At 73.3% G+C, this 20,630-nt stretch carries 22 protein-coding genes; 17 read left to right on the top strand and 5 right to left on the bottom strand.

The window, feature by feature from the left end; genetic code table 11:
- Positions 1 to 138: 138 nt before the first annotated feature.
- Positions 139 to 774, top strand: a complete 636-nt coding sequence (locus H283_RS0111755; protein WP_020143723.1) for a VOC family protein — start codon at positions 139 to 141, stop codon at positions 772 to 774.
- 122 nt (positions 775 to 896) lie between these two features.
- A complete protein-coding gene (locus H283_RS24895; RefSeq protein ID WP_156023140.1) occupies positions 897 to 1,589 on the top strand; it encodes a hypothetical protein in 693 nt (230 codons plus the stop codon).
- A gap of 97 nt (positions 1,590 to 1,686) precedes the next feature.
- Here the strand turns inward: H283_RS24895 and H283_RS0111765 are convergent, their stop codons facing one another.
- The 5 genes from H283_RS0111765 to H283_RS0111785 are packed head-to-tail and all read right to left on the bottom strand — an operon-like array spanning position 1,687 to position 5,555.
- On the bottom strand, positions 1,687 to 2,025 hold the full coding sequence (locus H283_RS0111765; RefSeq protein WP_020143725.1) for a VOC family protein: 339 nt from the start codon (positions 2,023 to 2,025) through the stop codon (positions 1,687 to 1,689).
- 47 nt (positions 2,026 to 2,072) lie between these two features.
- Positions 2,073 to 4,559 carry a cation-translocating P-type ATPase gene (locus H283_RS0111770; protein WP_020143726.1) on the bottom strand — a complete coding sequence of 829 codons (2,487 nt, stop codon included), beginning with the start codon at positions 4,557 to 4,559 and terminating at the stop codon, positions 2,073 to 2,075.
- Positions 4,556 to 4,777, bottom strand: a complete 222-nt coding sequence (locus tag H283_RS0111775) for a heavy-metal-associated domain-containing protein (RefSeq protein WP_020143727.1) — start codon at positions 4,775 to 4,777, stop codon at positions 4,556 to 4,558. Before H283_RS0111775 ends, H283_RS0111770 begins: the two co-directional genes overlap by 4 nt.
- Before the next feature lie 35 nt (positions 4,778 to 4,812).
- Positions 4,813 to 5,094, bottom strand: coding sequence for a metal-sensitive transcriptional regulator (locus H283_RS0111780; protein ID WP_020143728.1), 282 nt, complete (start codon positions 5,092 to 5,094; stop codon positions 4,813 to 4,815).
- Positions 5,095 to 5,147: 53 nt separating this feature from the next.
- Positions 5,148 to 5,555 (bottom strand): MmcQ/YjbR family DNA-binding protein, encoded by a 408-nt coding sequence (locus tag H283_RS0111785; protein WP_020143729.1) that lies wholly within the window; start codon positions 5,553 to 5,555, stop codon positions 5,148 to 5,150.
- Positions 5,556 to 5,798: 243 nt separating this feature from the next.
- Here H283_RS0111785 and H283_RS0111790 point away from each other — a divergent pair, with 243 nt between their 5' ends.
- The 15 genes from H283_RS0111790 to H283_RS0111860 all read left to right on the top strand — a co-directional run bounded on the left by H283_RS0111790 (position 5,799) and on the right by H283_RS0111860 (position 20,611).
- The gene (locus H283_RS0111790; RefSeq protein WP_020143730.1) at positions 5,799 to 6,605 is read left to right on the top strand and encodes a bacterial transcriptional activator domain-containing protein; all 807 of its coding nucleotides are present in this window, start codon (positions 5,799 to 5,801) and stop codon (positions 6,603 to 6,605) included.
- A 178-nt stretch (positions 6,606 to 6,783) separates the two neighbouring features.
- Positions 6,784 to 6,990, top strand: a complete 207-nt coding sequence (locus H283_RS28165) for a hypothetical protein (RefSeq protein ID WP_369791898.1) — start codon at positions 6,784 to 6,786, stop codon at positions 6,988 to 6,990.
- Positions 6,987 to 7,529, top strand: coding sequence for a Pvc16 family protein (locus H283_RS0111800; RefSeq protein WP_020143732.1), 543 nt, complete (start codon positions 6,987 to 6,989; stop codon positions 7,527 to 7,529). Before H283_RS28165 ends, H283_RS0111800 begins: the two co-directional genes overlap by 4 nt.
- Positions 7,526 to 8,137, top strand: coding sequence for a hypothetical protein (locus H283_RS28170; protein ID WP_020143733.1), 612 nt, complete (start codon positions 7,526 to 7,528; stop codon positions 8,135 to 8,137). Before H283_RS0111800 ends, H283_RS28170 begins: the two co-directional genes overlap by 4 nt.
- A 124-nt stretch (positions 8,138 to 8,261) precedes the next feature.
- On the top strand, positions 8,262 to 10,877 hold the full coding sequence (locus H283_RS26670) for a phage tail sheath subtilisin-like domain-containing protein (protein WP_020143734.1): 2,616 nt from the start codon (positions 8,262 to 8,264) through the stop codon (positions 10,875 to 10,877).
- Between the two features lie 73 nt (positions 10,878 to 10,950).
- Entirely contained in the window at positions 10,951 to 11,388 is a 438-nt protein-coding gene (locus H283_RS0111815; RefSeq protein WP_020143735.1) for a phage tail protein, read from the top strand.
- 3 nt (positions 11,389 to 11,391) lie between these two features.
- Positions 11,392 to 11,853 carry a phage tail protein gene (locus tag H283_RS0111820; RefSeq protein WP_020143736.1) on the top strand — a complete coding sequence of 154 codons (462 nt, stop codon included), beginning with the start codon at positions 11,392 to 11,394 and terminating at the stop codon, positions 11,851 to 11,853.
- Positions 11,854 to 12,021 (top strand): DUF5908 family protein, encoded by a 168-nt coding sequence (locus H283_RS27720; protein WP_020143737.1) that lies wholly within the window; start codon positions 11,854 to 11,856, stop codon positions 12,019 to 12,021.
- A complete protein-coding gene (locus H283_RS26675) occupies positions 12,018 to 12,692 on the top strand; it encodes a hypothetical protein (RefSeq protein ID WP_020143738.1) in 675 nt (224 codons plus the stop codon). Before H283_RS27720 ends, H283_RS26675 begins: the two co-directional genes overlap by 4 nt.
- Positions 12,689 to 14,440 carry a phage baseplate assembly protein V gene (locus H283_RS0111835; protein WP_020143739.1) on the top strand — a complete coding sequence of 584 codons (1,752 nt, stop codon included), beginning with the start codon at positions 12,689 to 12,691 and terminating at the stop codon, positions 14,438 to 14,440. Before H283_RS26675 ends, H283_RS0111835 begins: the two co-directional genes overlap by 4 nt.
- Positions 14,441 to 14,493: 53 nt before the next feature.
- Positions 14,494 to 14,769: a PAAR domain-containing protein gene (locus tag H283_RS0111840; protein WP_020143740.1), complete on the top strand. Its 276-nt coding sequence runs from the start codon at positions 14,494 to 14,496 to the stop codon at positions 14,767 to 14,769.
- Entirely contained in the window at positions 14,766 to 15,227 is a 462-nt protein-coding gene (locus tag H283_RS24910) for a GPW/gp25 family protein (protein ID WP_020143741.1), read from the top strand. The genes H283_RS0111840 and H283_RS24910 overlap by 4 nt, the downstream gene beginning before the upstream one ends.
- Positions 15,224 to 17,941, top strand: coding sequence for a baseplate J/gp47 family protein (locus tag H283_RS0111850; protein WP_020143742.1), 2,718 nt, complete (start codon positions 15,224 to 15,226; stop codon positions 17,939 to 17,941). Before H283_RS24910 ends, H283_RS0111850 begins: the two co-directional genes overlap by 4 nt.
- Positions 17,938 to 19,692: a hypothetical protein gene (locus H283_RS24915; RefSeq protein ID WP_043649145.1), complete on the top strand. Its 1,755-nt coding sequence runs from the start codon at positions 17,938 to 17,940 to the stop codon at positions 19,690 to 19,692. The genes H283_RS0111850 and H283_RS24915 overlap by 4 nt, the downstream gene beginning before the upstream one ends.
- Before the next feature lie 10 nt (positions 19,693 to 19,702).
- Complete coding sequence (locus H283_RS0111860) at positions 19,703 to 20,611, top strand: hypothetical protein (protein ID WP_020143743.1); 909 nt, start codon at positions 19,703 to 19,705, stop codon at positions 20,609 to 20,611.
- The last annotated feature ends 19 nt before the right edge of the window (positions 20,612 to 20,630 follow it).

Raw genomic sequence — 20,630 nt, forward strand, 5'->3', positions numbered from 1 at the left:
GGGCGGCCCTCGGTGAGCGCGCGGGACGGCATACGAGATGACGCCCAGGTTTCATTCATGTGACGCGTGTGACGAGCCCCGCAAGAGACAGGCAGGGGTGGTCAAGAGCACCCCTTGGCGTGTGTCACGATGTTCTGTATGCGAGTTGACCACGTCTCCTATGCAGCGGAGGCCGGTGGCCTCAAGGCCACAGCCGCCCGACTGTCCGAGCTCATCGGCGTCGCGCCGGTCGACGGAGGGGTGCATCCCCGGTTCGGCACGCGCAACGTGATCTTCCCCCTGGCCAAGGACCACTACCTCGAGGTCGTCGAGGTGCTGGACCACCCGGCCTCCGACAAGGCCCCCTTCGGGCAGGCCGTCCGCGCCGCCTCCGAGGCCGGCGGTGGCTGGCTCGGCTGGGTCGTCGCCGTCGACGACATCGCCGTCGTCGAGCAACGCCTCGGTCGCGAGTCGGTCCCGGGCAACCGGCACCGCCCCGACGGCACCGAGCTCAAGTGGCGCCAGCTCGGCATCAAGGGCCTCATGGCGGACCCCCAGGTCCCCTACTTCATCGAGTGGGACGACATGACGGTGCACCCCTCCGCGGGCGCCGACACGTCGGTCTCCATCGACAACCTCCAGATCGCCGGTGACCCCAAGCGCGTGCGCGAGTGGCTCGGCCCGGAGGACACCTTCGACAAGGGCGGCATCGACTTCACGTTCGTCGCCCCGCACGGCACGCCGGGTCTGCTGTCGGTCACCTTCGACACCCCGGCCGGCAAGGTCACCATCTGACCGAGTCACCAACTCGCACGCGAACGGCGGTCACCCCGAGGGGTGGCCGCCGTTCGTCGTCCCGAGGGCGTATGCCGTGTCGCGGGTCGGGCGGCCGCGCGCGGTTCGGTTACGGTGCCTGAATGCCGTTGGAGCCGCCGGTGTCGGGACGCGACCGTCGGGGGGCCGTGCCGCCCCTCGATCTCGAGACGTTGCCCCGCGAGGTGCGCGCGGCGGTGATGGCGATGGTTGCCGGGCACGAGGTCACGCTCCGCCGCGACGGACGCGAGATCGGCGTGCTCGTGCACCGCCCGAGCGTGCTGGTGGGCACCGTCGTGGGCGGACCGGAACCGGGGCGGGACGGCCGCGAGGGCGACGACGGTCGGGGTCCGGAGCGCGTGCCCGAGGGCGTCATGGTGGTGGCGACGGCGACGAAGCTGTCGAAGGCCGCTCGCCAGCGCCTGTCCGACGAGCTCGGCGAGGGCTACATCGTGCTCGACCTGCTCAGGGCCCCGACGAGCGCCGACGTCGTGCTGACCCACCCGGTCAGCCCGCAGCTGCTCGGGTCGCTGCGCGGGATGTTCCCGCGCGCCCGGATCATCGTCACCGAGATCGAGGACGACGAGATGGGTGTCAGCGCACCGGGTCCCGTCAGCCGGCTGCTCGACGCGGGGGCGTCCGCCTACCTGCCACCCCGCCCGTTGCGCGAGGTGGCCGCGAACGTCCATGCGTACCTGACCGGCTCCGGTGCGCAGCAGCTCACGGCCGGCGACTCCGGGACGCCGCCACGCGTGGCGCTGGGTTGGTCGCCCGAGGCCGCCCCGCCTCCCGGCTGAGGTGTCCGCGCCGCGGAAGCCGCCGTGGGCTCACCTCGTCCCGCAGCTGCACGGGGTCCGAGGTGTCGACCGAAGCATCGAGTCGTCCTGACGCCCTTCAGGACTCGACGCAGAACTCGTTGCCCTCGGGGTCGGCCATGACCACGAGGTCGCCGTCGCTGCCGATCACCGTGGCGCCCAGGGCGACGAGACGCTCGACCTCTGCCTCGACGGTGTCCATGGTGCGCAGGTCGAAGTGCTGTCGGTTCTTCGCCGTCTTCGCCTCCGAGACGGGCTGGAACCACAGGGTCGGTCCGCCCCAGCCCGCCGGCTCGACCCAGGCCCGCTCGTCGGTGCTGTCCTCGTCGACGTTGGAGCCGAGGGCCGCGGCCCAGAAGGTCGCGAGCCGCAACGGCTCGGCGCAGTCGAACGTCACCGACTTCACGAAGGCCACCATGACCCGAACCTAGCGGCTGGAGGGGCGGGCTGGCCGGGTCTGCCGGGTCAGCGGTGCCAGCGCTTGAGGCGCAGGGAGTTGCTGACGACCAGCACCGACGACAGGGCCATCGTCGCGCCGGCGATCATCGGGTTGAGCAGGCCGAAGGCTGCGAGCGGGATGGCGGCGGTGTTGTAGCCGAACGCCCAGGCGAGGTTCTGCTTGATGATGCGCAGCGTCTCGCGGGAGAGCCCGATCGCGTCACCGACGGCGTCGAGGTCGGTGCGGACGAGGACGATGTCGGCCGAGTCCATCGCCACGTCGGTGCCCGAGCCCATCGCGAGACCGAGGTCGGCCTGGGCGAGGGCCGCGGCGTCGTTGACACCGTCGCCGACCATGGCGACGACCCGACCGGCCTTCTGCAGCTCGGTGACGACGGCGTGCTTCTGGGCCGGCAGCACGTCGGCGCGCACGTTGGAGGCGTCGATGCCGACCTGCTCGGCGACGCTGCGCGCGTTGGAGGCGCTGTCGCCGGTGAGCAGGTAGGGCGTCAGGCCGAGCGCCCGGAGCCGCGCGATCGCGGCCTTGGAGGATTCGCGCACCGTGTCCTCGACGGTGAGGGCCGCCTGCGCGACGCCGTCCCAGCCGACGTAGACGGTCGTGCCGGCGTGGCTGCGGGCGTGCGCCATGAGCTCGGGGTCGACGCTCTCGAAGAGGACGGCCTTGCCGACCGTGACCTCGGTGTCCTTGATCCGCGCGGTCGCCCCCTCGCCCGGGTTCGACTGGAAGTCGCGGATGCGCGGCAGGTCGAGCCTGGCCAGCCGGGCGCCGTCGACGACGGCCCGGGCGATGGGGTGCTCGCTGCCCTGCTCGACGGCGGCGGCCGCGATGAGGGCGGCCTTCTTGGAGAGCTTGCCGCGCACGGTGATGCTCCGCAGCCGCAGCTCGCCGGTCGTCACCGTGCCCGTCTTGTCGAGCACGACGGTGTCGACGCGGCGCGTGTCCTCGAGCACCTGCGGTCCCTTGATGAGCGTGCCGAGCTGGGCGCCGCGGCCGGTGCCGACGAGCAGGGCCGTCGGCGTCGCGAGACCGAGGGCGCAGGGGCAGGCGATGATGAGCACCGTCACGGCCACGGCGAGCGACGTGCCGAGGTCGTGTCCCGTGAGGAGCCACGCGACGAAGGTGACGACCGCGATGACGAGGACGACGGGGACGAAGATGGCGGAGACCCGGTCGGCGAGGCGCTGGACGTCGGCCTTGCCGGTCTGGGCGGTCTCGACGAGACGCTGGATGCCGGCGAGCATCGTGTCGGCGCCGACCTTGCGGGCCTCGACGACGATGCGCCCGGTCGTGTTGATCGAGCCGCCGGTGACCTCGTCGCCGGGGGAGACGTCGACGGGGGTCGACTCGCCGGTGACGAGGCTCGCGTCGACGGCGCTCGACCCGTCGCGCACCGTGCCGTCCGTCGCGACCTTCTCACCGGGCCGGACGACGAACTGGTCGCCGACGACGAGCTGGTCGACGGGGATGCGCAGCTCGCTCGTGATCCGCGACTGCGGGTCGATGCGCAGGACGGAGACGTCCTTGGCGCCGAGGTCGAGCAGCGAGCGCAGCGCGTCCTTGCCGGAGTCCTTGGCGCGCGCCTCGAGGAAGCGGCCGACGAGCAGGAACGTCGTGACGACCGAGGCGACCTCGAAGTAGAGGTGCATGCCGCCCTGGAGCAGCTCGACGACGGAGTAGCCCCAGGCCGCGAGCACACCGATCGACACGAGGGTGTCCATCGTCGAGGCGAGGTGACGGGCGTTGACGGCAGCGGCGCGGTGGAACGGCCACGCGCACCAGAAGACGACGGGCGTCGCGAGGAGCAGCTCGAGCCACGGGCTCGCGCCGAACGTCGGCAGCACCATGGCGAGCAGCAGCACCGGGACCGTCAGGGCGATGGCGACGACGAGCCGGGGCTTGAGGACGTCCTGCGCCGGCGTGTGGTCGAGGTGGTTCTCACCCGAGCCGTCGTGGCCCGTCTGACCGTCGTGGCCCGTCTGGCCGGAGGAGCCCGCGTGGCCCGCGTGGCCCTCGGGGCCCACCGGGGGCGTCGCAGTCGTCGCGGGACGGGGGTCGACCTTCGTGGTCGCGGCGGCGTCGCGGACCTTCTGGCGGGCCAGCTCCTGGGCCCGCAGCTTCTCGAGCAGCGCACCGGCGGCGGGCCTCGCCACCTCGTCGCCCGCGGAGCCGGCCGGGGCGCTCTCGGACGGCACGGCATACGTGCTCGGGGCGGTGGGGGCCGCCGGGGCAGGGCGCGAGCCGTCGATGACGGTGGCGCCATAGCCGGTCTTCTTCACCTCGGCGACGATCTGCTCGACCGTGACGGGGGCGGTGAACGAGACGAGCGCCTTCTCGGTGGCGAGGTTGACGGTCGCGGACTCGACGCCGGCGACCTTGGAGAGCTTGCGCTCGATGCGGGCCGAGCAGGAGGCACAGGTCATGCCGGTGATGGCGAGGCGGACCTCGTCGGGGGTCCGCTCGGCCGTGGTCACCGGCGCCTGGCCCTCGGTCATCGGAGGCTGTAACCGGCCTCCGCGACGGCGTCCGCGACGGCGGACGGGTCGAGGGGGGCCTCGCTCGTGATGGTGACGGGGGAGTCCTCGCCGGGGTGCAGGTCGACCGCGACCGCGACGACGCCGGGCAGCGCGGACAGCTCACCGCTCACGGCGGCGGTGCAGTGGCCGCACGTCATCCCGGTCACGGTGATCTCGGTCTGGGTGGTGGTGCTCATCGGGTGCCTCCTCGGGCAGTGGTCGGTGGGGGTGCTCAGCTGCGCACGAGTCGGGCGATGGCCTCCGAGGCCTCGCGCACCTTCTCGGCGGCGGCCTCGTCGGACTCTCGGGCGGCGTCGACGACGCAGTGGGCGACGTGGTCCTCGAGCAGGCCGAGGCTCACCGCCTGCAACGCCTTGGTGATGGCGCTGACCTGGGTCAGGATGTCGATGCAGTAGGTGTCGGTGTCGACCATCTTCTGCACTCCACGCACCTGCCCCTCGATGCGGCGCAGCCGCTTCAGGTAGTCGTCCTTGCTGCCGGTGTATCCAGCCATGGCACCTCCTCGTCGTGGTCAACAGGATACCCCTCTGGGGTATTCCCCTCCGGTCACGAACCGCCGAGCACCTCCTTCGCCAGCCGTTTCGGCGCCTTGGCCAGCCAGGCGTCGGTGACGACCTCGCGGATCTCCTCCGCCGTGAGCCTGCCGAGGTCCCGCTCGAGCAGGAGCACGGCGTTGTAGCCGTTCCAGTGCGGCGTGGTGAACCACGGCGAGTCGGGGTCCGAGACCATCGACTCCTTGTCCTCGGCCGTGCACGAGAAGGCGAGCACGTCGTCGTACGGCTCGCCCGTCGCGGGGTCGTACGCGTCCTTCCGCGGGCCGCGGGCGAAGGCGAACGTCTTGCCCCTGACCTGGAAGCTGGGTCGCCCGCCCGACGGCGGGTCCCTCGTCACCTCGGGCAGCGTGGCGGCTGCCTCGTCGATGTCGCTGAGCCGGGCGGGGCGCGAACGGGCCATGCCCTCGCACGTTAGCCCGCCCGACGGCATACCTGAAGGGGCCACGCGGCCCCGTGCGAACCGGGCGCCGGGCACCCCGGCGGACGGTGCGGCGGATCCGGCCAAACCGGTCACGAAAGTCGCGGTTCGGGCGTATTTTCTGGGGTGAGCAGCCCACCTCGATGTGTGGGGGTTAGCGTGGCCGTCTCGGGGCTCAGACTCAATCTTCTCGGTGCTCCGACGCTCGTCTCGGGAGACGATCCCGTGGCGCTGTCGCCGGGCACCGCGGTGCTCGTCGCCTATCTCGCGCTCGCACCGCGCGAGGGGCGCCGGCGCGCGGTCGCCGCTGCCCAGCTCTTCTCCGACTGCCCGGAGGACTCGGCCCGCCGCCGGCTCAACACCGCCGTCTGGCGGCTCCAGTCCGAGGTGCGCGCGAGCACGGGCGTCGAGCTCGTCGGCCGCTCCGGTGGACGGTCCGTCGCGCTGAGCGCGGCCGTGCCGATGACCGTCGACGCCGTCCACTTCGAGGACCTGCTGACTCCCGTGCTGCGCCGCGGCGTCGTCGACCTCACGGACGACGACGTCCGCCGGCTCGAGGACGCCGTCGCCCTGCACCGCGGCCGGCTCGTCGAGGTCTGCGACGACGAGTGGGTGCTCGGGGCGCGACACCGCATCGAGACCCTCTACCTCACCGCCCTCGACTACCTCGTCCAGCACCACGGCAGCCGCGGCGACGTCGCCGCCGTCGACCGCTACGGGACGCTCGCGCTCGCCATCGAACCGCTGCGCGAGGACATCCACCGGCACCTCATGGGGGCCTACGCGGCGTGCGGCCGGCACGACCTCGTCGAGCGGCAGTTCGAGCAGTGCCGCCTGACCCTGCTCGCCGAGCTCGGCGCCGACCCGATGCCCGAGACGGTCGCGCTCTACGCCCGGATCACCCGTGGCGATGCCGGTCAGGCCGCCTCGGTGGCCGCGCTCGTCGCCGAGCTCGAGCGGGCCCGGCGCGAGGTCGTGCGACTCGCCGAGATCGTCGACCGCGCGCTCGATCGCCTGCACCGCATGCCCTGACGGGCACCGGGGGCGTATGCCGTGTCGCCGGGGAGGCGACCGACCCCGGCCCCCAGCGGTCCCCGACGGTGGTGGGTCGGTGGTGATCGGGTCGTGATCGGGCGGCAGGGGTGTCGTGAGCGGTCGGTGATCGGGGGCCGGGACGCTCGTTCGTGAGCAGAAGGGTCACGGCCTGGTGATGCGAGCGTGGAGGCGGCGATTCCTCATCGACGTGTGGGCCGAGCCCCGCGACGTCGACTCGCTCCCGGCCGTCATCAGGGCCCGGGTGCGCGACATGGCCACGGACGAGGAGACCTACGTGGGATCGTTCGCCGAGATCGAGCAGATCGTCGAGGCACGCCTCGACGACGACGACGTGGCCCCGAGGCGCTGGGAGCGACCGTGATCCGCGAGGTCAGCGAGGCGCTGCGCGACGTCATCCACCGGGCCACCCCCGACCTCGGTGCGTGGGTGGTGCTCCACTCGCTGTCGCAGGGCGACAAGACGGCCCTGCCCGACACGAAGGGCATCCTCGCGCTCATCGCGGTCGCCGAGCACCCGCACCTGCGCAACCGGCCCCTCGTCGACGGGCTCGCCGGCCTCGTCCGGGCGCCGCTGTCGCTCCAGCTGACCTACCTCGTGACCTACGTCGGCGACCACGACGAGGCGCAGACCCGGCTGGGCCGCATCGTCCAGGCCTTCCACACGACGCCGATCGTGCGTCCGCCGGACCTGGCGCCACCGCTGTCCGACGAGGTCGAGAGCATCGCCGTCCGGCTGCTCGCGCCGAACGCCGACGAGCGCAACCAGGTGTGGGGGTCGCTCGGTCGGGCCGGGCGGCTCGCGCTCTTCTACGAGGTCGACGTCGCTCCGGTGCCGGTCCTCGAGCGGGACGGCCGCGGCCGCGTGCGCGAGCACCGCATCGACTGGGTGGGGGCGACGTGAGCGTCCAGCCGGCGGCCCCCCACCTCGCGACCGTGACGACGACGCTGCGGCACACCGTGCGCCTCGTCCACGCCTCGACGGGTGCGCGGCTGCGCGGCCTCGACGCCCACCTCGAGCCGGCCCCGGTCGGCTGGAGCCTCCGCGTGCTCCCGGACGTCCTCGTCGTCAGCGCCCGCGCCGACGCCCCGGAGCCGGCCGCGCCGCCGACGGTCGTCGTGACCCTGACCGACGGGGCGCTCGCCGACGTCCTCGTCGTGCCGCCGGTCGTGGGCCGGCCGCCGCGGACGCTCGTCATCGACCTCGACGCCCCGGACGTCGAGCACGTCGTCCACCCGGTCCCGATGACCCTCACCGTCGTCCTCACGACGCCGTCGACGGGCGCGCCGCGCACCGGTGCCGCCGTCACGGCGCGCGCGACGTCGGGCCCCGACCCCCGCCCGAGCATCGCCCTGCCCGAGGTCGGGACGGGAACCTATCGGTCCGCGCCCGTCGAGTGGACCGCCGCCTTCACCCCGCTCGACCTGCTCGTCGGCGGCCAGCCGCTGCGCACGCTCGCCGTCGACGTCTCGACGTCGTCGACGACGGTCCACCTCGTCGACACGACCTGACGAACCGCACCCCACCGCACGACATCACCCGAGATGCACCACGACCGAACCGCACCACGACCGAACCGATTCGCACCGCACCCCACCTGAACCGCACGACAGAGCACGAGCCGAGGAGGGCACCGTGACGACCTACCTATCACCTGGCGTCTACGTCGAGGAGGTCCCCTCGGGGCCGCAACCGATCGCAGCCGCCCCCACGAGCGTCGTCGCCGTCCTCGGCACGACGCGCCGGGGGCCCGTCAAGGAGCCGACGCGCGTCACGGGATGGGCCGACTTCGTGCGGACGTTCGGGGCCGCCACGGCACGGGGCTTCACGGGGGAGTCGGTCTTCGGCTACTTCGAGAACGGCGGTCCCGCCGCCTGGATCGTCCGGGTCGACCCGTCGACCGGCGCCTCGTGGACGGCCTTCGACGTCTCCGGCACGGAGAGCTTCGACATCGAGGCGAGCTCGCCCGGCACGTGGGGCAACGACCTGTCGGTCGCCGTCTCGGCCGACGAGTCGGCCGCGTCGGGCTCGTTCTACCGCGCGACGACGACGTCGGCGACGGGCGCCATCGCGAGCGGCGGGAGCGGCACGATCGCCGTGGCCTCGACCGCGGGGCTCAAGCCGGGAGACACGGTCGCCCTCGTGGCCGCGCCGACGAGCGGGTCGGTCGCGGCACCGCCGACCGCGCTCGTCACGGCACTGACGACGACGTCGATCACGGTCGGCAGCGCGAGCGCCGCCGTCACCCTCCCGGCCGGCTCGGTCGTCGCCAGCGCGGCCGCCGCTGGGGCGACCTCCGTCTTCCTCCCCTCGGGCAAGGGCTTCAAGAAGGGCGACGTCGTCGTCGCCGTCGCCCCGAACGGCACGCGGTCGAGCGCGGTCGTCACCGACGTCACGACCGCCGGCAGCGGCGTCACGCTGACCCTCGACGCGTCCCTCGGCGCCGTCCCCGGCGCGGCCTTCGTCCAGCGCCGCACCGATTACCGGGCCACCGCGACGATCGCCGGCACCCCGGCCGGGTCACCGCCGTCGCTCAACGTCTCGGCGTCGGCCCTCGCGTTCGACCGCCCGCTCACCGCACCGATCGCATCCGAGCTGACGGCGAGCGGTGTAGAGCACGCGGCCGCCCGTCTCACGACCGGCGACGGCCGCACCGCCTCCTGGCAGACGAACCGCTTCGTCGTCGTCGGCGCCACCGCCGCCCCGAGCGGCCCGGTCACCGTCAACGCCCCCGTCACCGCGGTCCTGCTCGCGGACTCGGGGCTCGGGATCACCGGGCTGACGGCCGCCGACGTCGGGAACGCGTACGGCTTCCTCCCCGCCGGCGCCAAGGTGACCTACACGGGCGCCGGGTCGACTCCCGCCGTCGTCGCCACCCGGACGGCCGGCGGGTTCACGCTGGCGCCCGCGCCGGTCGCGACCGACACGTACACCGACGCGACCTTCACCCTCCAGGCCGACGCGGACGACGGCATCGCCGTCCGCTGCGCCGTGGCGCCCCGGGTCGGCGACGTGCTCGGTCTCGGTACGGCATACGCCCCGATCACGGGCGTCGACGCGGCCGGTGGTGACACGTACGTGCTCCGTTTCGCGGCGAGCACGGCCGTCTCCAACGCCGCCCAGGCGCGGTTCCCGCTGTATGCCGTCGAGTCGGCGTCCCTCGTGGCCGCGCGGTTCACGCTGGCGGTCTCCGTCGGCGGAACCGTCGCCGAGTCGTTCGGCGGCCTGTCCCTCAGCCCCGACCACCCGGCGTACTTCGCCAAGGACGACGTCGTCAACGGCGCGTCGTCGCTCGTGACCGTGACCGCGCGGGCCGGCGGTGCTCCGCCGGTGTCGCTCGCGGCGGCGCCGTTCTACACGGCCGTCGACCGGATCGGCGCCGACAAGGCCCCGACGAACGACGACTTCCGTGCGGGCCTGACCCGGCTCGAGGAGGTCGCCGAGCCGGCCATGGTGATCTGCCCGGACGCGCTGACGCTCGACGACCCGCTCCTGCAGGCCGACCTCGTCGGCCAGGTCGTGACGCACTGCGAGAACTTCCGGCGCTTCGCCGTCGTCGACGCGCCCGACCTCGACGACACCGATCTGCTCTCGTGGCGCAACACGACGCTGTCGAGCACGTATGCCGCCCTGTACGCGCCGCACCTGCAGATCGTCACGATCGACCCCGACTCGATCGACCGCTTCACGACCGTGCCCCCGTCGGGCTTCGTCGCCGGGGTCTTCGCCCGCACCGACCGGCTGCGCGGCGTGCACAAGGCGCCCGGCAACGAGACGGTCACCGGCATCGTCGGGCTCTCGCAGGCCTACACCCAGCGTCGCCAGGACCTGCTCAACCCCGGTGGCGTCAACCTCATCCGCGCCTTCCCCGGCCGCGGCACCCGGCTCTGGGGTGCCCGCAACACGACCGACGACACGACGTGGCGCTACGTCAACGTCCGTCGGCTCTTCAACATGGTCGAGACGTCCGTCGACCGTGCCACCCAGTGGGTCGTCTTCGAGCCCAACACCGCCCAGACGTGGATCCGCGTCAAGGTCTCGGTCGAGAACTTCCTCGACCAGCAGTGGCGAGCCGGGGCGCTCGCGGGCACGAAGCCGGAGCAGGCCTACCGCGTCCGCGTCGGGCTCGGCGAGACGATGACCGAGACGGACATCGACCTCGGGCTCATCATCACCGAGGTCGCGATCGCGCCGGCCAAGCCCGCGGAGTTCGTCGTCTTCCGCTTCAGCCACAAGCGGCTGTCCGAGTGACCCGCCGTGACCAGCCGCGATCAGCAGAGAAGCATACGCCGCCTGAATCCTCTTGTGAGCCAAGGAGCCTGACATGTATCCCATGACCACCCTGCACTTCACCGTCAGCTGGGGCGACCGCCAGCAGACCTCGAGCTTCTCGGAGGTGAGCGGGCTGACGATGGAGGCCGAGGTCGTCGAGTACCGCGGCGGCGCCGACCCACAGTTCTCGACGCGCAAGCAGCCGGGCCTGCGCAAGTTCTCCAACGTCACCCTCAAGCGCGGCATCGCCCCGACGGAGGCCGGCAACGGGCTCTTCGAGTGGTACAACTCCATCACCGTCGGCGCGGTCGAGCGGCGCGACGTCACGGTGAGCCTCCTCAACGAGGAGCGCGAGCCGGTCATGACGTGGAAGATCAAGGAGGCCTGGCCGGTCAAGATCGAGGGTCCCGGCCTCAAGTCGACCGGTACCGACGTCGCCATCGAGTCGGTCGAGTTCGCCTGCGAGGGCATCGAGATCGAGGCGAAGTAGCCGATGCTCCCGCTCGCCTCACCCGCGCTCGTGCCGTTCACGACGGCGCACTTCGTGCTGGCCATCGACGGGCTCGCGTCCGTCAGCTTCAGCAAGTGCACCGGGCTCGCGGGTGAGGTCGCCGTCGAGGAGTACCAGGAGGGCGGCGAGAACCGCTTCGCCCACCGCTTCCCGACCCGGGCGTCCTTCCCCAACCTCGTCCTCAACCAGGGCGCCGGCCCGCTCCAGGAGCTGTGGGACTGGTTCTACGAGTTCCACGTCACGGGCGTCGTGACGCCGCGCGACGGGACCGTCGTGCTCATGAGCACCGTCGAGGGTGCCCTCACCCCGGTCCGCGTGTGGGCCTTCACCCGCGGCTGGCCGGTCAAGCTCACCGGCCCGGACCTCGACGCCCAGAGCTCGGCCGTCGCCGTCGAGGCGGTCGAGATCGCCCACCACGGGCTCGTCCTCAAGAAGGTGGTCTGAGTGCCCGTCGTCATCAGCGAGATCGTCACCGAGGTCGTCGTCGCACCGAGGACGGACGGGGGCGGCCCGACGGCCGACGCGCCACTCGATGACGCCGCCATGGAGGCCATCGTGCGGCGGTCGGTCGAGCGGGTCCTCGAGGTGCTCCGGCGGGAGTGGGACCGATGAACCTCACGGCCACCCAGCTGACCAAGCTGACCATCGACGCGTACGCCGACCTGAAGTTCGAGCAGCCCACCGGGCTGCGCTGGCAGGCGCTGCTCAACCCGACCGAGCTGTCCTTCTCGCGCAAGAACCTCTACCAGGCGACGCAGTCGGTGGGCACGTCCGCGCCGCAGCAGTCCTTCAGCGGCGGCGAGCCGGACCAGGTGCAGATCGACCTGCTGCTCGACGGCACCGGGGTCGTCGGCGAGCCCGGTGGCATCGGCGAGCTGCTCGATGCCCTCCTCGCGCTGACGAAGTTCCAGGGCGACACGCACCAGCCCTACTACGTGCACTGCTACTGGGGGCGGTTCAGCTTCCGCGGCATCCTCACCCAGGCCGACGTGACGTACAAGCTCTTCGACCGGGCGGGGGAGCCGCTGCGGGCGACGGTCAAGCTGTCGCTCAAGGAGGCGCTGTCACCGCAGGAGGTCGCGGCAGAGGACCGGCCCGCCTCTCCCGACCTCTACCAGACGTGGCTCGTCAAGGACGGTGACGCCCTGGACGCGATCGCCGCCCGGGTCTACGGCGACCCCGCCTACTGGCGACCGCTCGCGGCGGCCAACCGGCTGACCAACCCGCGCGGACTCACCACCGGGCAGCTGCTGCTGCTCCCGCCGCTGGGGACGTCCCGATGACCGCGCCGACGACCCAGCGCGACCGACCGGCCTTCGAGGTGCGGGTCGGCGGGACGGCGCTCGAGCCGATCGTCGCCGCCGACGTCGTAGAGCTCGAGGTGCACGAGGAGGTCGGTCGCCACGGGCGGCTCACGCTCCTCGTCCAGAACTGGGACGCCGACCAGCGGGTCGTACGGCACAGCGACGACGGGCCGTTCACCCCCGGAGCGGGCATCGCGGTCTCCGTCGGCTACCACTCCGATCTCACCGAGGTCTTCGACGGCGTCATCGCCTCGCTGACGACGCACTTCCCGAGTGGCAGTCCTCCGGTGCTCCGGGTCGAGGGCCGGTCGCGGTCCGTCCTCATGGACCACCCGCCGCGGTCGCGCCAGCTCGCCGACGTCACCGACGCCGACATCGCCTCCGCGGTCGCCGCCGACTACTCGCTCGACACCGACGCGGCAGACGGTGTGACGCACCCCTTCTGGGCCAGCGACCGGGTCAGCGACTGGGATGCCCTGACCACCCGGGCCGGCGAGCTCGGCTGGGTCGTCTTCGTCCGCGGCACGAAGCTCGTGCTGCGGCCGCCGTCGGCCGCGCAGGACCCGCTCGAGCTCGACTGGACCCGGTCGCTCGTCGAGCTGCACCTCACCGAGGACCTGACGCGGGCCATCGACACCGCGGTCGGGGTCGGCTGGGACGTCGACGCCGCCGAGGCGACCGAGAGCGAGCAGAGCGCGAGCGCGGCCGACCTCGACGTCGGTGACCGGCAGACGCACTCGGCCGCCGTCGGCGACGCCGGCTGGCCCCTACGCGCCGAGCGCGTCGAGTCGGACGCGGTCGCGGCATCCGACGAGGCCGACGCGAGAGCCGTTGCCGCCCAACGACGCTCCGCCTTGAGCCACGTCCACGGCACCGGCGTCGTGCAGGGCGAGCCAGGGCTGCGCTGCGACGGCTGGCTCTCCATCGCCGGCGTCGGACGGCGGATGTCCGGACCCCACTACGTCACCGCGGCACGACACCGGCTCTCGGCCCAGGGCTACGTCACCGAGTTCCAGGTGGGATCGCCGCCACGGCTCGTGCCGCGGGCAGCGGCCGACGACGGGTCGGCCCGCTCCGGTGGCCGCGGGCCGGCCCTCGGGATCGGCCTCGTCGAGGCGCTCGACGACCCGGCGTCGCTCAACCGGGTCAAGGTGCGCCTGCCCTGGCGCAGCGACGGCGGCGACGGCGTCTGGGCCCGCCTCTCGAACGTCGACGCGGGCGACGGCTACGGGGCCGTCATCGTGCCTGCCGTCGGGCAGGAGGTGCTCGTCGGCTTCGTCGGCGGCGACCCGGCCAGCCCCGTCGTCCTCGGTTCGCTCTACAACGGGAGCCTGCAGCCCCCCTTCACCGTCGACCCGGACACGAACGCCGTGCGAGCCCTCGTCTCACCCGACCAGCACACCCTGCGGCTCGAGGACGGCACCGACAGTGCCGTCACCCTCAAGAGCGGCAAGGGTCACTCGATCGTGCTGTCCGACAAGGACTCCGCCGTCGTCATCACCCATCAGGACTCCGGCAATGCGATCCGCCTGTCGGCCGACGGCATCGAGCTGACCGCGGCGCAGGGCGACATCACGCTCTCGTCGTCGTCCGGGACCATCTCGCTCGACTCGCTCAAGCTCGCGGCCAAGGCGTCGGGACCGTCGAGCATCGAGAGCTCGGCGACCCTCGACGTCAAGGCCTCGGGATCGCTGGGGCTCAAGGGATCCCTCGTGACCATCAACTAGCCGGACACCACGTTTCGGACCACCACACCAACGACAGCGAACGAGGAGGAGACATGCCGGGGGCAGCACGCGTCGGTGACACCACCGCGCACGGGGGCACGGTCGTCGGACCGGGCGTCGCCACCGTGCTCATCGCCGGGATGCCGGCCGCCGTCCTCGGCGACATGCACGCCTGCGTCATCCCGCCGCCGTCGCACCTCCCGGCCAGCCCCTTCGTCGCCGGCTCCGCGACCGTCCTCGTCCAGGGCCGACCAGCCCTGCGCGCCGGCGACGCCTGCGGCTGCGGCGCGTCCGTCGTCGTGGGCAGCCCGATGGTGGTGATCGGATGAGCACTACCGACTACCCGCAGGTCGGGCGCGGCTGGGCGTTCCCGCCGCGCTGGGAGCGCGTGGGCGGCGACGGCACCGGCGCGACCGGCGCGACCGGCGCGACTGGCGCGACCGGCTCCGTCGAGCTCGTGACGAACAACGGCGCCGAGCACGTGGGGGAGGCGCTCGTCCTGCTCCTGCGCACCATGATCGGCAGCCGCGTCATGCGACCGGACCTCGGTGCCGGCGTCGACCGCTACGTCTTCGAGCCGCGCACCTCGGAGGCCTGCCACCGGCTCGCCGACGACGTCCGCCGGGCCCTCGTCCTCGGCGAGCCGCGGGTCATCGTCGACGCCGTCGAGGCGGTCCCGGCCGGCGAGGCCGACGACCGGGTCGACGTCACCATCGAGTTCCGCATCGACCGGCACCGGCGGCCGACGAGCCTCGTCGTGCCCTTCTACCTGGCCGGTGCGTCATGACCCCGGCAGGGCGCACGCCCGAGCAAGTCGTCGCCGCCATGGCCGCCGCCGCACGGCTGACGCCCTACGACGCGGAGGGGAGCTGGGCCGACGTGCTCTTCGCGACCGACGCGCTCGGTGTGACGGCGCCATCCCCGGCCGGGGCGCCCGACCGGGAGCTGCTCGCCGCGGTCGCCGCCGAGTACGCCGCCCTCGACGAGCACCTCGCGACGCTGCCGGAGCGGACCCGTCGGACGTGGCTGGAGGACCTTCTCGGTATCGGACGCCTCCCCGCCCTCCCCGACCGCGTCGTCGCGCAGGCGACCGTCGACCCCAAGGCGGCACCCGCCGTGCTGCCGCCGGGCACGCCCCTGCGCGGCGGCAAGGACGCCTTCGGCAACGAGCGCCGCTACGTCACCCTCGATGCCCTGACGGCGCACGGCGCGGCCCTGACCGGCGTGCGGTCCTTCGGGCCCGGTGACCCCGTCCGCGCCCACGGGGTCGCGGCCACGGCGCCGGACTTCCCGCTGCGACCCTCGGCCGGTCCGGAGGCCACGCACTCCCTGCGGATCCACTCGCCCGCCCTCGCCTTCGACGGTGGAGACCTCACGGCGCAGGTCGCCTTCACGGGTGCGGCCGGTGCGGACGGCCTGTCCACGATGGTCTGGCGCTGGTCGCGGGCCGACGGCACGATGAGCGGCACGACGGGTGGCACCCTCGCCGGGTCGACCGTCACGGTCACGCTGACCGGTGGCTGCGGGGCCCCCGACGGGGAGACCCCGTGGATCGAAGGTGTCGTCGCGACGGGCGCGGCTGTCCCCGTGGGTTTCTCGTTCACGGGGGCCACGGTCCGCGTGACGGACCGGTCGGCATACGTCCCCGAGGCCGCCTTCTACAACGACGGCGCCGTCGACGTCACGAAGGAGTTCCAGCCGTTCGGCGCGGTCGCCAAGCGCGGCGACGCCTTCTACGTCCGGTCCGACGAGGCCTTCGGCAAGGCGCTCGCGACGGTCGAGGTCGCCGTCCAGGTGATGCAGGAGGGTGGCGCGCCGCTCTCGTCCTCCGCCGGCGGTACGGGCATCCCCGTGTGGCTCGCGGAGAACCTCAAGACGCAGCTGATGAGCATCAAGAACGCGCTCGGGTCGCAGTACGCCTCGGTCGAGACGCAGTGGACGTCGATCTACGGCTCCGTCTCGACGACGACGACCCCGTCGGTCGTGTGGCAGCGCCGCGAGGACGGCGCGTGGAAGCCGCTCGGATCGGCGTCGTCGAGCTTCGGCACGCTCTCGGCGACGGTGAGCGGGTCGGCCGTGGCGTCCGAGACCTTCGCGGTCGCAGGCCAGCCGGGCCACTACCTCCGGGCCTTCCTCGCCCAGGGCGACTTCGGCTGGACCGACTACCAGGCCAAGGTCGCCGACTTCGCGACGCGCGCCGTCGCCGGCACGGCCCCCAAGCCGACCATGCCACCCGTGCCGGTGCCGCCGATCGCGTCGGCCGTGACGGTGCGCTACACGACGACCCCGGTCGAGGCCACGCTCGTCGAGGCGAGCAGCGGCTGGCGGCGACAGCGGCGCGTCGGCGGAGCGGCTGGTCGCTTCACGCCGTTCCGGCTCGTCGTGTCCGACCTCGGCGCGACGGCCATGGTCGCCATCGGGCTCGAGCTGCCCGACGCCGCCCTCGGGTCGAGCGTCTCGCTCTACCTCGACGTCGACTCCGCCTCGCCGTGCGGCAGCTCCGACACGGTCGAGGCCGCGTGGCAGTTCTGGGACGGCACGACGTGGGCGCCGCTCGCCGTCGCAGACGGCTCCCGGCAGCTCCGCGAGGCCGGTCTGCTCCGCTTCGTCGCCCCGCGCACCTGGGCCGTCGGCTGCGACGACCTCTCGGCCGACACCGGCCGCTGGGTGCGGATCGCGACCGACCAGCCGGGACGCCTCGGCGTCCTCCTTGCGGTCGTCGTCGACGCCGTCGTGGCCGAGTTCGTCTCCCGGGCGGCCTATCCCGGACTCGACCCCAGCTCGGCGGAGGCCCTCCCGGTCGGCACGATCAAGGGCACCCTCGCGCCCGTCCCCGGCGTCAAGAAGGTCACCAACCTCGCGTCGGTGCGTGGTCGGTCGCCCGAGACCGACGCCGACTACCTGGCGCGTGCCTCGGCGCGAGTTCGCCACCGCGACCGGGCCCTGACCCCGTGGGACCTCGAGCAGCACGTCGCACTCGCCCTTCCCGAGGTCGCCGCCGTGCTGTGCCTGCCGCACACCGGCAGCGACGGGCTCCGCGCCCCCGGTCACGTCGGCCTCGTCGTCGTGCCGGACCGTCCGCTCGACGTCGCGCCCCGGCCGTCCGTGAGCCTGGCGGGTCGCGTCGTCGACCTCGTCCGGCCCCGCGCGCCGATCGGTGCCACCCTCCACGTGCTCTGCCCGGACTACCGTCCCGTCACCGTCGTCGCGTCGATCCGGCTGCGGCCGGGCGTCGCCGCGCTCACCGGCACCCAGGCGGTCACCGCCGCCCTCGAGCGGGTGCTGCACCCGACGGGCACCGTGCCCGTCCGCTGGGGCCGCGACCTCTACGCCTCGACCCTCATCGCCGTCCTCGAACGTCAGCCCGACGTCGACGTCGTCCTCGACTTCGCCCTGCACGACGGGTCGGGCGGCCCCGTCGAGGTCGTCGCCGTCGACCCGTGCCGCGGGCTCTACTGCTCGTCCGGCGACCACCACCTCTCGTGCGAGGAGCAGCTGTGAGTCCCACACCGCCCGCCGGGCCCTCCGCCGACCGGGCCACGCCGATCACGCGGTTCGTGCCGGTCGCCCCCGACGCGGACTGGGAGACCGTGCGGGCCCGCATGGTCGACCACCTCACCGCGACGGCGACGCCCGAGTGGACCGACCACAACGCCGCTGACCCGGGCATCACGCTGCTCGAGGTCCTGGCCTACGGCCTCGCCGACCTGCACTACCGGACGGCCGAGCGCCACCTTCACGACTGGCCGCTCGAAGTGCGCGCCTGGGCTCCAGACGCCGAGCGGCACTGGGACACCACGCTGCCCGCCGGGCGGTGGGACCCGGAGACCGACCCCTCGGATCCCGCGCTCGCCGCCGCCGACCTCGCGCCGGTGTCGGCCCTCGCCACCGTCCTCGGCGCACCGGCGACGTCCGCGACGGTGCTCGAGCCCCTCGTCCGCGCGTGCCGGTCGCGCGCCGACGCGGTCGCCCTGCTGTCGGCCGAGCCGTGGGCGAGCGCCGTCCGGGCTGCCGACCGACCAGCGGTGGTCGCCCTGATGCGCGCCCGGCTCGTGCGCCAGGTCGCGCAGGAGCAGGCCGGTGTCGTCGCGTCCGCCGTGACCGCCGCGCAGGCTGCCGCTGTCGCCGCCGCTCCGCGGCGCGCCGACCCCGACGCCCCGCTCGACGCCCCGGCCATCGATGCCGCGGCCGCCGCCGAGCTCGCGTGGTCCCTGCCGCTCTGGGACGAGGAGGTCGTCGCCCTCGTGCGACGCGAGCGGCGCCGACGCTCCCGCGAGGTCCTCGTCGACGGCCTCGACGTCCTTCGCGCGACGACGGCCGACACCCTCGCGGCGACGCGCTCCGCCCTGACCCTCGCGGGGCTCGACGCCGACGAGGTGACGTATGCCGTCGCGGCCGCCCCGCAGGCGGCGGGCCTCCTCCCCGAGGACCTCGAGGACGAGCAGGGCCGCACGCTCGTCTGGCCACCGCATCCGGTGCAGGCGCTGACGTGCGAGCCGGTGACCGCCGACGACTACGCCCGTCGGGCGCGGGCCCACCCGGACGTCGTGCGCGCCTGGACGGTCAAGGGCCGGCTGCCCGGCATCGCGTGGAACGGGCTGCCCACCGACGCCATCGCGTCCGTCGCCGTCGACGAGCACGCCGCCGCGTTGACGCTCGTCGTGGAGAGCCGCACCGAGCCCACCACACCCGCGCGCCGGGACGCCTTCCTGCGCGACGTCCTCACGACGGCCGTCGGACCCGAGGCGGGTGCACCCTTCCCCGACTGGCGCGACGACGTCGACGACCTCGAGCCACGACGCGTCATCGGCGATGAAGTCGGCGCGAGCCTTCTCGAGCGGGCGCCCGTCCTCGTCCAGGCGACGCTCGTCACCGAGGTCGGCGCCAACCGCGAGGCCGTCGTCGACGACGCCCGGGCCCGGATCGCCGCCTTCTTCGAGCGCGGTCGACCCGAGACGTTCGCGCCCACCCCGGCGCCGGTCGTCGACGGCCCCTGGCCCCGCCACGACCAACCCACCCTCGGCTGGGTGCCCGGCGCGGCGGTCCGCTTCACCGAGGTCGTCGAGGCGATCGTCGGCAACCCGCTCGTGCGCGGCGTCGAGGACCTCGCGATGAAGGTCGAGGGCGACGCGGACTTCCTCCCCGCGAGCCACGGCTACCTCCCGATCCCGCGCAACGCGGTGCCCCGGCTCGCGGACGCCCGCTGCATCCGGGTGCGCTTCTCGCTGACGAGCCGGTGCGGCGATGCCTAGCCAGAGCCCCGTGACCGCCGCCACGACCCCCGCGCGCGGGCCCGACCACACCCGGCTCGCGTCGCAGCTGCCGGCCGTCTACCAGGAGGACGAGCTCTCGTACGCCCAGGTCGACGCCTACCTCGGCCTCGCCGACGAGCTGAGCCACGCCGTCGTCGAGCACCTCGAGGACCTGCTCACGGCGCTCGGTCCCGACGCGGTGCTGCGTTGGCCCGCCGACCTGCCCCTCGACGCGGGGGCCGACGCGCTCGTGGCGCACCACCTCGAGACCTACGACGAGGTCGCGCGGTGGGCGAGCGTCACCTTCCCGACGAGCTGGCCGGGCACCGAGCGAGGCCTCCAGCAGCGTCGCGAGCTCCTCGCCCGCTGCACGAGGCTGTGGCGTCGCCGCGGCACCCCGCGCGGCTTCCTCAGCTGGTTCTGCCTGTGGTTCGACCTTCCGGCCGCAGGGCGGCCCTACCTGCTCGAGCACTTCAAGGCACCGGGCGCCGGCCTCACTGCCGAGCCCTACACGGCGACCCTCTTCGTCCCGACGAGCGTGCCCGTGCCGAGCACCGGTGACCCGTCGACCGCGAAGGGCTTCGTCGACTGGGAGCGTCGCGAGGAGGCGGTCGACTTCGTCCGGCGCTACGCCCCCGCACACGTCGACCTGCGCGTCTGCTTCACCGACCCGGCCGTCTTCACCGACCTCGCGGTGCTCGCGTCCCCTCCGACGCTCCCGGCCACGCCCACGGCGGACGAGGTGACGGCATACGCCATCGCCGTCCAGCAGCAGCAGGCCGACCTCAACGCGCTCCTGTGCTCCGTCGTGTCGGTCGTGAGCCACGCGAGCGGCATCCACCTCTACGAGTGCATCGACGCCGGCCGAGGCATCGACCGCCTCGGCGTCGGCCTCCTGCCGACCGATTCGACGACGTGAGTCCCGAAGGGAAACCAGC

The sequence above is a fragment of the Terracoccus sp. 273MFTsu3.1 genome, from assembly GCF_000383675.1.
GTDB lineage: Bacteria > Actinomycetota > Actinomycetes > Actinomycetales > Dermatophilaceae > Terrabacter.

Excerpts from the sequence above, each read along its gene's own strand:
- H283_RS0111755 (WP_020143723.1), top strand. The coding sequence starts at position 139 with ATGCGAGTTGACCACGTCTCCTATGCAGCGGAGGCCGGTGGCCTCAAG.
- H283_RS0111815 (WP_020143735.1), top strand. The coding sequence starts at position 10,951 with ATGTATCCCATGACCACCCTGCACTTCACCGTCAGCTGGGGCGACCGC.
- H283_RS0111765 (WP_020143725.1), bottom strand. The coding sequence starts at position 2,025 with ATGGTGGCCTTCGTGAAGTCGGTGACGTTCGACTGCGCCGAGCCGTTG.
- H283_RS24910 (WP_020143741.1), top strand. The coding sequence starts at position 14,766 with ATGAGCACTACCGACTACCCGCAGGTCGGGCGCGGCTGGGCGTTCCCG.
- H283_RS0111850 (WP_020143742.1), top strand. The coding sequence starts at position 15,224 with ATGACCCCGGCAGGGCGCACGCCCGAGCAAGTCGTCGCCGCCATGGCC.
- H283_RS26675 (WP_020143738.1), top strand. The coding sequence starts at position 12,018 with ATGAACCTCACGGCCACCCAGCTGACCAAGCTGACCATCGACGCGTAC.
- H283_RS28165 (WP_369791898.1), top strand. The coding sequence starts at position 6,784 with ATGCGAGCGTGGAGGCGGCGATTCCTCATCGACGTGTGGGCCGAGCCC.
- H283_RS0111775 (WP_020143727.1), bottom strand. The coding sequence starts at position 4,777 with ATGAGCACCACCACCCAGACCGAGATCACCGTGACCGGGATGACGTGC.
- H283_RS24895 (WP_156023140.1), top strand. The coding sequence starts at position 897 with ATGCCGTTGGAGCCGCCGGTGTCGGGACGCGACCGTCGGGGGGCCGTG.
- H283_RS0111840 (WP_020143740.1), top strand. The coding sequence starts at position 14,494 with ATGCCGGGGGCAGCACGCGTCGGTGACACCACCGCGCACGGGGGCACG.
- H283_RS0111780 (WP_020143728.1), bottom strand. The coding sequence starts at position 5,094 with ATGGCTGGATACACCGGCAGCAAGGACGACTACCTGAAGCGGCTGCGC.
- H283_RS0111820 (WP_020143736.1), top strand. The coding sequence starts at position 11,392 with ATGCTCCCGCTCGCCTCACCCGCGCTCGTGCCGTTCACGACGGCGCAC.
- H283_RS0111785 (WP_020143729.1), bottom strand. The coding sequence starts at position 5,555 with ATGGCCCGTTCGCGCCCCGCCCGGCTCAGCGACATCGACGAGGCAGCC.
- H283_RS0111835 (WP_020143739.1), top strand. The coding sequence starts at position 12,689 with ATGACCGCGCCGACGACCCAGCGCGACCGACCGGCCTTCGAGGTGCGG.
- H283_RS0111770 (WP_020143726.1), bottom strand. The coding sequence starts at position 4,559 with ATGACCGAGGGCCAGGCGCCGGTGACCACGGCCGAGCGGACCCCCGAC.